This window comes from Roseibium album, from assembly GCF_001404515.1.
GTDB lineage: Bacteria > Pseudomonadota > Alphaproteobacteria > Rhizobiales > Stappiaceae > Roseibium > Roseibium album.
Genome location: NZ_CXWE01000004.1, coordinates 442,101 through 454,528, shown reverse-complemented (window position 1 = coordinate 454,528; position 12,428 = coordinate 442,101). Strand labels below are relative to the sequence as shown.

The window sequence follows — 12,428 nt, the reverse complement described above, 5'->3', positions numbered from 1 at the left end:
CTCACTGCCGGTCTTCGACCTTGCGTTCCAAAGCGTAAATTTCGTCGGTGATGTCGTCGGCCTTGCGGGAGAAGAGTGCCTGCGCGTCCTTCAGGCCGAGATTGTAGAAGTGTGCGCCGAGCGAGCCGCTCAGGAAGTCGATCAGGAACTCCGCATCCATGTTGCCGACTTCGATCTCGAGTTCCTCGTCCATGTAGTTCCGGATCTGTGTGGTGAGAAGAGACCTGACTTCCTTGTCCAGCTTGAGTTCCTTCAAAGTCTCCTCCCAGTGCAATAAATTCAGGCTGCCTGCGTGGCGAGGCTTTCAAACAGCAGCCGCCCGTCAAGGCCACCATGGAGCGCTTCCACCAGGTTTTCCGGATGGGGCATCATGCCAAGGACGTTACCCTTTTCATTGGTGATCCCGGCAATGTCGTTGAGCGAGCCGTTTGGATTGGTGCCGTCGGCATAGCGGAAGACGACCTGGCCGTTGTCCTCGATGCGGTCGAGTGTTTCGTCATCGGCGAAGTAGTTGCCGTCATGGTGGGCAACCGGGCAGCGCCAGACCTGTCCCCTGGTGAATTTGGAGGAGAAACGGGTTGCGTTGTTGACTGTTTCCATCAGCACTTCCTTGCAGACGAAAGTGAGGCCCGCATTACGCATCAAAGCACCTGGCAACAGTCCGGCTTCAGTCAGGATCTGGAAGCCGTTGCACACGCCAAGAACGGAAACACCATTGTCGGCCTTGGCGACGAGGTCCTTCAAAATGGGCGAGCGCGCGGCAATGGCACCGGAGCGCAGATAGTCGCCGTAGGAGAAACCGCCGGGAACGACCACCAGATCGACATCAGGCAAGGTGCTTTCAGCGTGCCATACACTTTGGGGACGCGAGCCGGTGATCAGTTCCAGGGCGTGAAACATGTCATGGTCACGGTTGGAACCTGGGAAAACGATAACGGCGGTCTTCATGGGGTGATCCCGTTTTTCTATAGCAGGACAAGAACGGCAACTAGCGCCGCCAGGGCCGGTACCAGGATGAAGATCGCCGCCTTGATCGCCATGTAGGTTATGGCCTTGCGGGTGTCCTCGTCCATTGTCCGGACCCCGAACTCAGTCGATTTCGATCGCGTAGTTTTCAATAACCGTATTGGCCAGCAGCTTTTCGCACATCTGTTCCAGTTTCTCTTTGGCGGTGCTCATGTCTGCACCGGCCAGTTCGACGTCGAACACCTTTCCCTGGCGGACGGAGTCAACATCGCCGAAACCGAGGCCGCCGAGCGCTCCCTCAATGGCTTTCCCCTGGGGATCGAGTACGCCGTTTTTCAAGGTGACGATGACGCGTGCTTTCATGATTGGCTTCCCGCAATGGTCTGCACAAGGTGCAGCGACAAACAGTTTGGGGCTCCCCATACACGAGGAGCCCCTGAAGCGAAAGAGCAATGCGCACAAAAGCCGTGGTTTACGGCAGCCGGCGGATCGTCGTCTGGTTCAGGAAGCGGCGCAAATTGCTTCGTGCCTTTGCGCGACTTGTCGCAAAAGATGCCACCATACTACCCCTGTCGTTCTGGATGATCACCCTTGCGGCAGCATATACGTAACGGCCGTTCCGGTCCTTCAGCCGAGCGCTCATGTCGAAACCCGAAAAATTCTTTTTCACAATCCGGCGGTCCGTCGACATCCTGAAATCGCCCTTCGCGGCAATGTTCACCACTTTGTCCATAGCTTTGAGGAGTTCCGTGGAAAGAATGTCTTCGCGGATTGCAGCTTCCGCGTCGCCGCGAACTTTCATTGGTCCGATTACGACGCCTTGAGGAGAGCCGCATACAGAAGGCATGCAGAAGTAGATTGTTTTGCCACCACGGGATTCCGACTGCCATCCACTTGGTGCGAAGCTGGAGTCTATGCTGCCGGGTTTCAACCCGCTTGTCTGGCAGGCCGCCAGCAACCCGCAAAACAGGATCAGCAGCCCTGTCTTCGTAAAGTTCCGTAATTTCATAAAGATAACGCCCCCTTGATTTCCAAGGAGGCGTCTTAATCAGCATTTTTGACCATTACAATCAGGCCGCGTAATTCACCTTCTGATTGTGCTGCTGTTGTGTCTTTACTGCACCAATGTCGGGCCCGAGTTGGGTGGGCGTTCGTTGCCGATCATGATGCCGAGACGCTTGGCAACTTCCTGGTAGGCTTCAAGCATACCGCCGAGATCCCGGCGAAAACGGTCCTTGTCCATCTTGTCGTTGGTCTCGATATCCCACAGCCGGCAGCTGTCGGGAGAAATCTCGTCCGCGACGACGATGCGCATCATGTCGCCTTCAAAAAGACGGCCGCACTCGATCTTGAAGTCGACGAGGCGGATACCGACGCCCAGAAAAAGACCGGACAGGAAATCGTTGACGCGGATGGCGAGTGCCATCATGTCATCGAGCTCCTGCGGCGTGGCCCAGCCGAAGGCGGTTATGTGTTCCTCGGCAACCATCGGATCGTCGAGTTCGTCGTTCTTGTAGTAGAACTCGATGATGGACCGCGGCAATTGTGTGCCTTCTTCCAGGCCCAGACGCTTGGCGATCGAGCCGGCGGCAACGTTGCGCACGACGACTTCCAGCGGAATGATTTCAACTTCCCGGATCAGCTGCTCGCGCATGTTCATGCGACGGATGAAGTGAGTCGGGATGCCGATGGCATTCAGGTGGTTGAAAATGTATTCGGATATGCGGTTGTTGAGCACACCCTTGCCGTCAATTATTTCGTGTTTCTTGTTGTTGAAGGCGGTCGCATCATCCTTGAAGTGCTGGACCAGGGTTCCCGGTTCCGGACCTTCATAGAGAATCTTGCCTTTACCTTCATAAATGCGCCGGCGGCGGTTCATGAGCTATACCGTGTTTTTCGTGAAACCTTGGGACGGGACTTGCCAACCTAGTCAAATTTCCTGCGGGACAATTTCCCGTCAACCGGCAGGTGTCAAGAAGGCTGCATTCCCCGATTTGCGGCGCGGAACTTACCCGAAGCGCGGCAAAAGTACAATCTTATGTTTTTTTGGGCGACCGACGCGTGCAAGACCCGGTCATATTCGTGTGTCCAACCTCCGATAAACGCAGCTTTATCATGCTTTTGACGCAAGTGTGTATCTACTGCGTTGATTTGGCGGGCTGGCGGGGATATGCAAGAGGCCAAAGAATCCCCATATGGGGTGCAGTGCATAAGCGCAGTTCAGGAGACGAAGAGTATGAGCACATTCGACAAGCGCGAACAGGGATTTGAAAGCAAATTCGCGCATGACGAGGAGCTGCGGTTCAAGGCGACCGCGCGCCGCAACAAGCTTTTGGGCCAGTGGGCCGCCGGACTGCTGGGCTATGAAGGCGAAAAAGCCGAGGAATACGCCAAGGAAGTTGTCCGGGCGGATTTCGAAGAGCCGGGCGATGAGGATGTCTTTCGCAAGATCCGCGGAGACTTCGACTCTAACAACATCGACCAGTCCGACCATCAGATTCGCCGCAACATGGATGAACTGATGGCGACCGCCATCGAACAGCTCCAGAACGAAGGCTGATACAGCCTTCGATCGTCATTTTGGAATTCGAACGCCCGCCGGAAACGGTGGGCGTTTTTGCTAAGCGCAGGAAATTCGCTCCTCCGCTGCAGAAACGAAAAACTGCGAAATCAATCAATGAACCAGCGTGTCAAAAGTACATTGAGTTTTGAAACAAGTTTCTGGTCAATCGTTCCACTTCGACAATGAACGAACGGAATTGATGACACGCACACTTGCGACTTGCGTTCGCTGCCGATTTGATGGCGGCAGACTGAGGGAGATCGATCGTGACAGACAAATCCATTCTTGCTGACAAGCTGCGTTCCGGACAACCGGTCGTGACAGGGTGGTGCCTGTTGTCCGCGCCCATGGTTCCGGAGCTGTTTGCGCGTGCAGGATACGAGGCGGTCACGCTGGATCTGCAACACGGCATGTTCGATTTCGAAGCGGCCGTCGATTCCCTCGGGCTGATCGCACTGGGCGGAGCGCACCGGATTGCCCGCATTCCGGTCGCGGACAATGCGCTTGCCGGTCGTCTTATCGACATGGGGGCGGAATGCATCATCGCCCCGATGATCAATTCCAGGGAAGAGGCAGAGCAGTTTGCCCGGGCAATGAAGTACCCGCCAATGGGCGAGCGGAGCTGGTCACCACGCCGTGCCGCAATGCTTTCCGGTCAGACCGATCACGAGTATCTGACGAACTCAAATTCCCAGACGCTTGCCCTTGCCATGATCGAAACGCAGGAGGCGATCGATGCACTCGACGATATCCTGTCTGTGCCGGAGCTGGATGGTATCTTTGTCGGCCCAAGCGATCTGTCGCTGTCACTTTCGAAGGGAACTGCCCTCGATCCGAACGGGTCGGAGACTGCCCGCGCCTGCGCTGATATTGCCAGCAAAGCTAAGGCAGCCGGCAAGATCGCCGGGATATTCTGTCTCAGTGCCGAAAAGGTTGAAGAGGCTGTCGCGCAGGGTTACAGGCTGTTGTCCTACGGGATCGACACCGTCTTTATCGACGGGGCCGCACGCACCGCTCTTGGTGAAACCGCCTGGACGAAGGACAAGGCTGGCACCGGGATCGGCTACTGATTTGCCCTTTGATGCGGAATGCTTGATTTTCGTCAATGTGATAGGTTTCGAAACTTCGCAAACAGGTAATCATCCCTTGCGACGGTTTTGGAACCTGGCGTAACGCCAAGCTTCCGGACGGAAGGCCGCCGCTTTCCCGAAAGGAAGGCATCATGTGGAAACTGTCGATTATCCTGTTCATCATTATCGGCCCGACATTGGCGGGTATCGGTGCGCTGGTGCCGCTCAGCATCTTTGGAGCCGCTGATTTCGATCCGCTCCTGCTGATCAGCGCAGCGGCTGCCGGAGGGCTGGTTGCAATGCCTGTCAGCTACCTTGTCGCAAAACGCATTGGCAACCTGATGAATTCAAGCCCCTCGACGCAGTGGTAGTCGGAGGCATTCAAGCTTGGGGCCGTTTGCTGCGGCAAGAGGGCACACTTGGATTCCGCCAATGTGCCATGCATGTGAGTGTACAGACAATCACATCAATGAATTCGCGAGGTTGAATGACCGCTTGGGAACAAGCGGGTCTTCGGGAGGGAGCCGCCGCCATTTTCCAAGGGAGTTCATCATGAGAAATCCGGCGTTCTATCTGTTTGTCATCTGGGCAGGTCTGGTGGCCATTGCCGCTTTTGCCGTGTCAGGTATCTATCGTGTCGATGAAGTCATTGCGCTTGTCGTTGTCGCCGGCACGACGGGCGCGGTGTTTCTCGCCGGATCCATCTTCCAGCGGACAACCGGAAGCACCCAGCATCCGGAGGCAGATGGCGCTTCGGCAGCGTTTTGAAGGCGATCACACGGAATTCCCACCTGTCGATTGCTACAGGCGGTGTTTCATTCAGCCCAGACGCTTCATGAAATGGGCGAAGGACATCATGCCTTCTGGCCAGGGACCGTGGCCGCTTTCCAGATTGATGTGACCTGCTTCGCCGGCGTCCTGAAAGGTCGCACCCCATGCGGTTGCCAGTTCCTGAGCACGCTCATGGTCACAATAGGGATCGTTCCTGCTGGCAACGACGTGGGCAGGGAAGGGCAGCGGTTCGCGCGGGACAGGCTTGAAGTCACCGCCGTCGAATTCCTTGACCAGTCCGTCGCGGTCCCAGTCTGAAGGTGCCACGAGATAGGCCCCCTTGACCTTGTCCTTGAGCGCGTGCGTTCCGTGAGCAACCAGGATGCAGCCCAGAGAATGGGCCACCAGAACGACGGGGCGCTCGGCGGCTTCGACTTCTTTGACAAGGGTTTCCAGCCACTCGTTTTTTTCAGGAGCGTGGAGTTCCGCCTGCTTGACGATACGGGCGGTCGCCATCTTGTCGCTCCAGCGCAGGATCCAGTGCCCCGGAAGAGGTTTGCCGTAGCCGGGGATAAGCAGGATGTCCGTCTCAGAAATTTTCATGATGAACCCTTGATATTGTCCGGTCAGGAGAGCGGGCCGAAAAAACCGAGCTTCAGTGCCCGGGCCCATCCGGGACGTCCGTTCCTGTCGGCCTCCCGGCTTGCCGTCTCCCAGTCATAGTCAACCATCTTGTCTTCAAAGGTCCAGTTTTCCGCCGCTCTTGTCAGGATTGCATAGCGTGCCTGTGGATTTCCCATGGCCATGGTTTTTCGAAGAGGATGGTTTTCGTCATAAGATGGAAAGCCGACGCTTCCGGGATTGACGACAGTCTGGCCAGTGGATGGTAGCCGGATAACCCGCGGAATGTGTGTATGTCCGCAGCAGATGATCGGAGACTTCTCTCCTTTGAGCTCTTCAAGAAGCGTCGCTTCACCCGGTAGATGTCCCTTCGGACCCTCGACCAATTCGCTCAGGTAACGGTCGTCATCATCCGGGGTCCCATGACACAGGAACACTTCTTCCGTCAGTCGGATCGTTGGTTGGACCGTTTTGAGCCAGGCCATGTTTTCCGGCGACAACCTTTCGGCGGCAAACCGGTCAGTCGGACCCATTGTTTCTATCGGGTCGTCGGTAACGAACCTGTCGTGGTTGCCACGCACTGTCGGCCAGTTCGTCTCCCTCAGGATCGTGGCTGTTTCTTCCGGCCAGAGCGGCCCGGCAACACAATCGCCGAGATTGACGACCACGTCCGGGCTTTCCCGCTTGAGGTTGTCCAGAACAGCCTCCAGCGCCGGGAGATTGCCGTGAATGTCGGACACAACTGCGATCTTCATCAAATGCTCCGGCCAACTAACGTCTAAATCACTGAAGAATCGGCCCAGGCAATCGGTGCAAAACCGAATTTCCAGCGCAATTCCGATCTCGAGCCTGGACTTTTTTCCAGTCGCCGCTGTTGCTTCCGGATCTGGTCATGGACGGGTCCGGGCAAGACAACACGGAGACACCGGGAACGCTTCAGCTCTCACCAAATACACGATTGAAAATCACGTCCACGTTCTTGGTGTGATAGCCAAGATCGAACCGGTCGCGGATTTCCTGTTCGGACAGATATTTGCGTACATCATCGTCTGCGAGCAGTTCGGTCAGGAAATCCACCGAAGCCGAGCCGGCGACCTGGTAGCTGTCCCAGACCTTCATGGCATTGCGCTGGACGAGCCGGTAGGCGTCCTCACGCGAGGAGCCTGCCTGCGTCAGGGCCAGCAGGATGCGTTGCGAGTGAACAAGACCTCCCAGACGGTCCATGTTGCCGACCATACGCTCCGGATAGACCATCAGCTTGTCGATAACACCCGTCAGCCGGACGAGGGCAAAGTCCAGCGTTACCGTCGCGTCAGGGCCGATCATGCGTTCGACGGAGGAATGCGAGATATCGCGTTCATGCCAGAGGGCGACGTTTTCCATGGCAGGGATCGCATAACCGCGCACGAGACGCGCCAGGCCTGTCAGGTTCTCGGTCAGGATCGGGTTCCGTTTGTGCGGCATTGCCGAAGATCCTTTCTGGCCCTTGGAGAAAAACTCCTCGGCTTCAAGGACTTCCGTGCGCTGAAGGTGGCGAACTTCTGTCGCAACCCTCTCGATGGAGGATGCGATGACGCCAAGCGTTGCAAAGTACATCGCGTGCCGATCGCGCGGGATCACCTGGGTGGAGACGGGCTCGGCGGCAAGGCCCATGGCGTTGGCGACATGTTCTTCAACACGCGGGTCGATATTCGCAAACGTGCCGACGGCACCGGAAATCGCGCAGGTTGCGATTTCCTCGCGTGCAGCAAGCAAACGGGTTCTGCAGCGATCGAACTCGGCATAGGCCTCGGCCATCTTCAGTCCGAAAGTGACCGGCTCTGCGTGAATGCCGTGGGACCGTCCGATGCAGACGGTGTCCTTGTGTTCCATCGCGCGCCGTTTGAGCGCTGCCAACAAAGCGTCCATGTCGTCGAGAAGAAGATCGGTGGCCTTGACCAGCTGAACATTGAAGCAAGTGTCAAGAACATCCGATGACGTCATGCCCTGGTGGACAAAGCGGGCGTCCGGACCGACGATTTCAGCCAGATGCGTCAAAAAGGCGATGACATCATGCTTGGTCTCACGCTCGATCTCGTCGATGCGATCGATGTCGAAAGTGGCATTGCCGCCCTTTTCCCAGATCGTCGCCGCCGCTTCCTTCGGGATGACGCCGAGCTCGGCAAGCGCATCGCAGGCATGGGCCTCGATCTCGAACCAGATGCGGAATTTGGATTCCGGAGACCAGATGGAAACCATGTCGGGGCGGGAATAGCGCGGAATCATCGCGGGCAGAACCTCTTTTTCAGGGAATTTCTGGCTGCGGAATAGCAGAGGGGCGCGCGGCCTTCAATGCGGCGAAGCGCTTTTTGCTTGCGAGCAGCACAAACAACGTGAAATTTATGTCGACGGTTCCCGGAACACAGCCTTCACGGAGATCTTTATGCCGATCTGGCGTCCCGCAAACACAATTCGGGTCAAGGCGCTTGCCCTGATCTGGCAGGATGATGCGTTGCTCCTGTCCGACGTCCAGGATGACACCGGTCGCGTAACCGGAATGCGACCGCTTGGTGGAACCATCGAGTTCGGTGAGCCCTGGCGAGATGCCCTGCAAAGAGAATTTCTGGAAGAACTCGGTGCGCGGCTGACGCTGCTCGAAAACTACTTCGTCCTTGAAAATCTCTATGAGCACCATGGCGTGCAGGGACATGAAATCGTCTTCCTGTGTTACGCCCATTTCGCCGATAACAGCTTTTACCGAAGGGACAGTATGGCCTTTGAGGAGAGCGACGAGACGGATGGACTGGCCAAATGGGTGTCATTGGCAGAGCTTGAGGCCAAGGGACTGGATCTTTATCCCGGCGGTTTGAGAGAAAAACTCTCAATTGCTGATGTCGTCTCGCGCCCGACAGCCTATCTCAGCTAGAGTTTGTCGAGTTTCATCTGGCCCGGACAGGACAAATTCGCCAAGGAGGATCTTCACCGGCTTAATCCCGTTTGAATTCCGGCTTTTCCACGGGAGCGTCTTCGACGGTGTCATACTCGCCGATCTCATCGAGCTCCTCTTCCGCAAGATAGCGGTCGAACTTGCCTTTTGGCAGACTGAGACGGTTTGCCAGGAAATAGACACCCGTGGCAAGGACAGCCACGGCAAGAATATCCGGCCCGAGCGGGATAACGTCGGACCCACCGCCAAAGGATCCGAGGTAGGACAGAAGAACGAGACCGCCAAGATAGGGCGCAAGCCACATCGCCTCGCGCCAGTCCAGGCTGTCAAAGCCGCCCTGGGAATTCCTCACCACCAGGAGGACAAGCCCGACAAGAAGACAAATCCCGAGGTGGATCATCGTGTCCCAGCCACTCCAGTAGATGATCAGACTGGCGACGACGAATGCAAGACAGCCGGTCACTGGAGCTGCAGGCAATACAAAGGCTCTTGGCGTGTCCGGCAGCAGGCGCCGGAATGCGAGAACCGCGATGGGACCGACAACAAAAGACAGCACGATGGACGACGTGTTCAGCGCAAGCACTTCCTTGAAGGGCAGCAGCACAAAGAAAATGGCGGCGACCACGAAATTTACGAAGAGAGCGAACAGGGGTACGCCACGCTCAGACAGCGTTTCCATGAATTTCGGGAAGAGACCATTTTGTGCCATTGCCAGTCCGAGGCGGGCATTGGAGCCGACGGAGACCAGGCCAGAAGCAAAGCTGGATATCCGGGCGCTGGTGTCCAGGATGCTGACAATCCAGAGCGCGCCGACTGCGGTTGCAAGCGAGGCCATCGGGCCGAGATCGCCGGAAAAATGAAGTTCCGGCCAGCCTTTTTCCAGATCGGAGTGATCCAGGGCCCCCAGGAAGGCCAGTTGCAGCCCCCCGTAGATGACCAGGCTGATAACAAGACTGAGAACAAGGGCGAGCGGCACATTGACTTTCGGATTGCGGGCTTCTCCGGCCATGTCGATAACGTGCCGGAAACCGATGAGGGCGAATATCACGCCTCCGGTGGAAATGGCCGACAATATGCCCTTTAAGCCCTCCGGCGCGAAACCACCGTAGTCGCTGAAATTGGCGTAGCGGAATTCGGATGTGAGGATAACGGCAGCAAGCAGCGCCGGAACGACGATTTTCACCCACGTCAGTGCCGTGTTGATGCGCGCAAAGAATTTCACGCCGAACGCATTCACCACCGTGAACACCAGTAGCAGCAGGCAGGCGACTGCCAGCCCGCCGGCGGACATCTTGCCGTCCGGCAGATAGAGCCAGGGGGCGAGGGTCTTTGAATATCGCAGAACCGCTTCGACTTCGATGGTCGCGGTGGTGTTGTAACCGATCCAGGCCGTCCAGCCCATTGTCATTGAGACTACCGAACCGTGCGAGAAATGCGGCACGCGCCCGATACCTCCCGCAACCGGCAGGATCGCTGCTATTTCAGCGAAGGTTGCTGCCAGAAGCAGCATGGCAAAGCCGCCGATCACCCATGCGACCAGGGCGGAGGGACCTGCCGCCTGGGCCGCGAGAAGGGGGGCGAACAGCCAACCGGAGCCGAGAATGCCGCTAATGGCGACAAAGGTCAGACTCAGCAATCCGATACTGCGATGCATATGTGCCAATGTGTCCCCCACAACCTGTTCCCGAGCATCAGGCCAGACCTTAGCCGAGGGAGGGTCTTTACGGGAAGACGGGATTTGGCTTTGTGAAGGGGAAGTTCATTGGATCAGCAGGGACAATAGGACAAGCACCGGTTTAAGGCGACCAGTGTGAAACAGGTATTGTCGCGTACTAGGTCGCCAGCACAAGTGCAGCCTTGTCTGATTTCGACAGATCCAGTTTTTCGCGCCGAACGGTCGTTGAAAACACATTCCTTATGTCGCGTTTGAATATTTCGAATTTGACGTAACCCAGATTTTCAAGAAAGGAGATCAATTCAATCCCCTTGCTGTCGCTGAGTATTTCACAGAGCAAGGGTATCCTGAATTCAGAAAGCGTCGACGCGCCGCCTTTGATGACGCTTGTCTCGTGGCCCTCGACATCAATCTTGATCAACCTGATGTTCCCGGCATTGATATCGTGGGATTTTACGAAGGAATCCAGCGTTGTGCATTCTATGTCGGTTCGGTCCACCGCGATGTCATGATGCTGCGCATCGAGTGTTGCCCAGCCCAGGTTGCCGTTTTGCGGGACGAAGATCGGCACCTGTCCCTCTTCGCTCGAGAGCGCCTTGTTTATTGCGTTGATGTTTCTTGCCCCTGTCAGCACGAAATTCGCCTTCAGTATTTCGTAGGTCACGGGGTTCGGTTCAAACGAGTAGACCTGCGCGAAATAGTCCCGAAGCAGAATGGAATACACGCCGATGTTGCCGCCAACGTCGAGAAAAATTGCGTTCGGGTCGGGAGGGAAATCGTCAAGATAATCAAGGACGCCATCCAACTGCGTTTGTTCAAAACTTCCGGTGCTGAACAAACGCATTCCGATGACGTCGTTGATTGGAACACATATGTGCGTGAAGCCGTTTCTTCGCAATGCACGGTTCCGCATGGCTTCGGCTATCGAATAAAGGCCGCGATCGATCAGAAGGCTGGATAAATTTCTCTTGCGCAACATTTTCGCCCGGCGTCTGTCTCGAAGTATCGAGGTGTCAAGCGCGCGAGCTTGTCTGAACAGGCTTTCAAAACCTATAAACGGAAAGAATAATTCCAGTCCTTGCCCGAAATGGTCACCAAAGTCTTAAATCTGTCTGTCGAGACAGTTCTCGTTCGTCACGATGCAACAGCGCTGCGGATGGCCGTAATGTTGGATGCGTAGCTTTCGACTGTACTGCCCTTGAAGATGGCGGAGCCAGCTACAAGCACGTTGGCGCCGGCGGCAGCGACCAGCGGTGCCGTTTCCGGTGTTACACCACCATCGATCTCGAGATCGATCGGGCGATCGCCGATCATGTCGCGGATACGACGTGTCTTTTCGATCTGCGAATGAATGAATTTCTGGCCACCGAAGCCCGGATTGACCGTCATCACAAGGATCAGGTCCAGGCGGTCCATCACGTATTCCAGAACCGTTTCGGGGGTTGAGGGGTTGAGTGACACGCCGGCCTTTTTTCCCAGGCTGCGTATGGCCTGCAGGGTCCGGTCCAGATGAGTTGTGGCCTCTGCGTGGATCGTAATGATGTCTGATCCGGCCTTGGCAAAAGCCTCCAGGTAAGGATCGCAGGGCTCGATCATCAAGTGTGTGTCGAAAACTCGGTCAGTGTGAGGACGGAGCTTCGAAATGACGTCTGCACCGAACGTGATGTTCGGGACAAAGTGACCGTCCATGACGTCGAGGTGGATCCAGTCGGCGCCGGCTTCAATCACATCGCGAATTTCCTGGCCCAGTTTGGAAAAGTCCGAGGCGAGGATGGAGGGGGCGATTTTGATGTCGCGCGGCATGAGAGGCTCCCGAAAATGTGCTGCCGGAGCGAC

General features: G+C 56.4%; 17 protein-coding genes. 5 read left to right on the top strand and 12 right to left on the bottom strand.

What is annotated here, in order from left to right; genetic code table 11:
- Nucleotide 1 precedes the first annotated feature (1 nt).
- The 6 genes from LA5095_RS15450 to purC form a co-directional block, all read right to left on the bottom strand.
- On the bottom strand, nt 2-256 hold the full coding sequence (locus LA5095_RS15450; RefSeq protein ID WP_055116936.1) for a DUF2164 domain-containing protein: 255 nt from the start codon (nt 254-256) through the stop codon (nt 2-4).
- 23 nt (nt 257-279) lie between these two features.
- Nucleotides 280-948: a phosphoribosylformylglycinamidine synthase subunit PurQ gene (purQ, locus tag LA5095_RS15445; protein ID WP_055116387.1), complete on the bottom strand. Its 669-nt coding sequence runs from the start codon at nt 946-948 to the stop codon at nt 280-282.
- A gap of 17 nt (nt 949-965) precedes the next feature.
- Entirely contained in the window at nt 966-1,073 is a 108-nt protein-coding gene (locus LA5095_RS33250; RefSeq protein ID WP_055116385.1) for a phosphoribosylformylglycinamidine synthase-associated small membrane protein, read from the bottom strand.
- Between the two features lie 16 nt (nt 1,074-1,089).
- Entirely contained in the window at nt 1,090-1,332 is a 243-nt protein-coding gene (gene purS / locus LA5095_RS15435; RefSeq protein WP_055116934.1) for a phosphoribosylformylglycinamidine synthase subunit PurS, read from the bottom strand.
- A gap of 106 nt (nt 1,333-1,438) precedes the next feature.
- Nucleotides 1,439-1,975, bottom strand: coding sequence for a hypothetical protein (locus tag LA5095_RS15430; protein ID WP_055116383.1), 537 nt, complete (start codon nt 1,973-1,975; stop codon nt 1,439-1,441).
- Between the two features lie 105 nt (nt 1,976-2,080).
- Nucleotides 2,081-2,845 carry a phosphoribosylaminoimidazolesuccinocarboxamide synthase gene (purC, locus tag LA5095_RS15425; protein WP_029064498.1) on the bottom strand — a complete coding sequence of 255 codons (765 nt, stop codon included), beginning with the start codon at nt 2,843-2,845 and terminating at the stop codon, nt 2,081-2,083.
- Between the two features lie 357 nt (nt 2,846-3,202).
- Here purC and LA5095_RS15420 point away from each other — a divergent pair, with 357 nt between their 5' ends.
- The 4 genes from LA5095_RS15420 (at nt 3,203) to LA5095_RS15405 (ending at nt 5,367) form a co-directional block, all read left to right on the top strand.
- Nucleotides 3,203-3,526 (top strand): DUF1476 domain-containing protein, encoded by a 324-nt coding sequence (locus LA5095_RS15420; protein ID WP_055116382.1) that lies wholly within the window; start codon nt 3,203-3,205, stop codon nt 3,524-3,526.
- Nucleotides 3,527-3,795: 269 nt separating this feature from the next.
- Entirely contained in the window at nt 3,796-4,599 is an 804-nt protein-coding gene (locus tag LA5095_RS15415) for an HpcH/HpaI aldolase family protein (protein WP_055116380.1), read from the top strand.
- A 152-nt stretch (nt 4,600-4,751) separates the two neighbouring features.
- Nucleotides 4,752-4,970 carry a hypothetical protein gene (locus tag LA5095_RS15410; protein ID WP_055116379.1) on the top strand — a complete coding sequence of 73 codons (219 nt, stop codon included), beginning with the start codon at nt 4,752-4,754 and terminating at the stop codon, nt 4,968-4,970.
- Nucleotides 4,971-5,151: 181 nt separating this feature from the next.
- Nucleotides 5,152-5,367: a hypothetical protein gene (locus LA5095_RS15405; protein WP_055116377.1), complete on the top strand. Its 216-nt coding sequence runs from the start codon at nt 5,152-5,154 to the stop codon at nt 5,365-5,367.
- 51 nt (nt 5,368-5,418) lie between these two features.
- On the opposite strand, the gene LA5095_RS15400 is transcribed toward LA5095_RS15405, so the two are convergent.
- The 3 genes from LA5095_RS15400 to purB form a co-directional block, all read right to left on the bottom strand.
- Nucleotides 5,419-5,973 (bottom strand): RBBP9/YdeN family alpha/beta hydrolase, encoded by a 555-nt coding sequence (locus LA5095_RS15400; protein ID WP_055116375.1) that lies wholly within the window; start codon nt 5,971-5,973, stop codon nt 5,419-5,421.
- Nucleotides 5,974-5,996: 23 nt separating this feature from the next.
- The gene (locus LA5095_RS15395; RefSeq protein WP_055116373.1) at nt 5,997-6,746 is read right to left on the bottom strand and encodes a metallophosphoesterase family protein; all 750 of its coding nucleotides are present in this window, start codon (nt 6,744-6,746) and stop codon (nt 5,997-5,999) included.
- 181 nt (nt 6,747-6,927) lie between these two features.
- Complete coding sequence (gene purB / locus LA5095_RS15390; protein ID WP_055116371.1) at nt 6,928-8,256, bottom strand: adenylosuccinate lyase; 1,329 nt, start codon at nt 8,254-8,256, stop codon at nt 6,928-6,930.
- Nucleotides 8,257-8,413: 157 nt separating this feature from the next.
- On the opposite strand from purB, the gene LA5095_RS15385 reads away from it, so the two are divergent.
- Complete coding sequence (locus tag LA5095_RS15385) at nt 8,414-8,896, top strand: NUDIX hydrolase (RefSeq protein ID WP_055116369.1); 483 nt, start codon at nt 8,414-8,416, stop codon at nt 8,894-8,896.
- A 61-nt stretch (nt 8,897-8,957) separates the two neighbouring features.
- Here LA5095_RS15385 and LA5095_RS15380 read toward each other — a convergent pair whose 3' ends face one another.
- From LA5095_RS15380 to rpe, 3 genes are all read right to left on the bottom strand, one after another.
- The gene (locus LA5095_RS15380; protein ID WP_055116367.1) at nt 8,958-10,571 is read right to left on the bottom strand and encodes an APC family permease; all 1,614 of its coding nucleotides are present in this window, start codon (nt 10,569-10,571) and stop codon (nt 8,958-8,960) included.
- A 178-nt stretch (nt 10,572-10,749) separates the two neighbouring features.
- The gene (locus LA5095_RS15375) at nt 10,750-11,568 is read right to left on the bottom strand and encodes an FkbM family methyltransferase (protein ID WP_208992706.1); all 819 of its coding nucleotides are present in this window, start codon (nt 11,566-11,568) and stop codon (nt 10,750-10,752) included.
- Between the two features lie 158 nt (nt 11,569-11,726).
- Nucleotides 11,727-12,395 carry a ribulose-phosphate 3-epimerase gene (gene rpe, locus LA5095_RS15370; protein WP_055116363.1) on the bottom strand — a complete coding sequence of 223 codons (669 nt, stop codon included), beginning with the start codon at nt 12,393-12,395 and terminating at the stop codon, nt 11,727-11,729.
- Between the last annotated feature and the right edge of the window lie 33 nt (nt 12,396-12,428).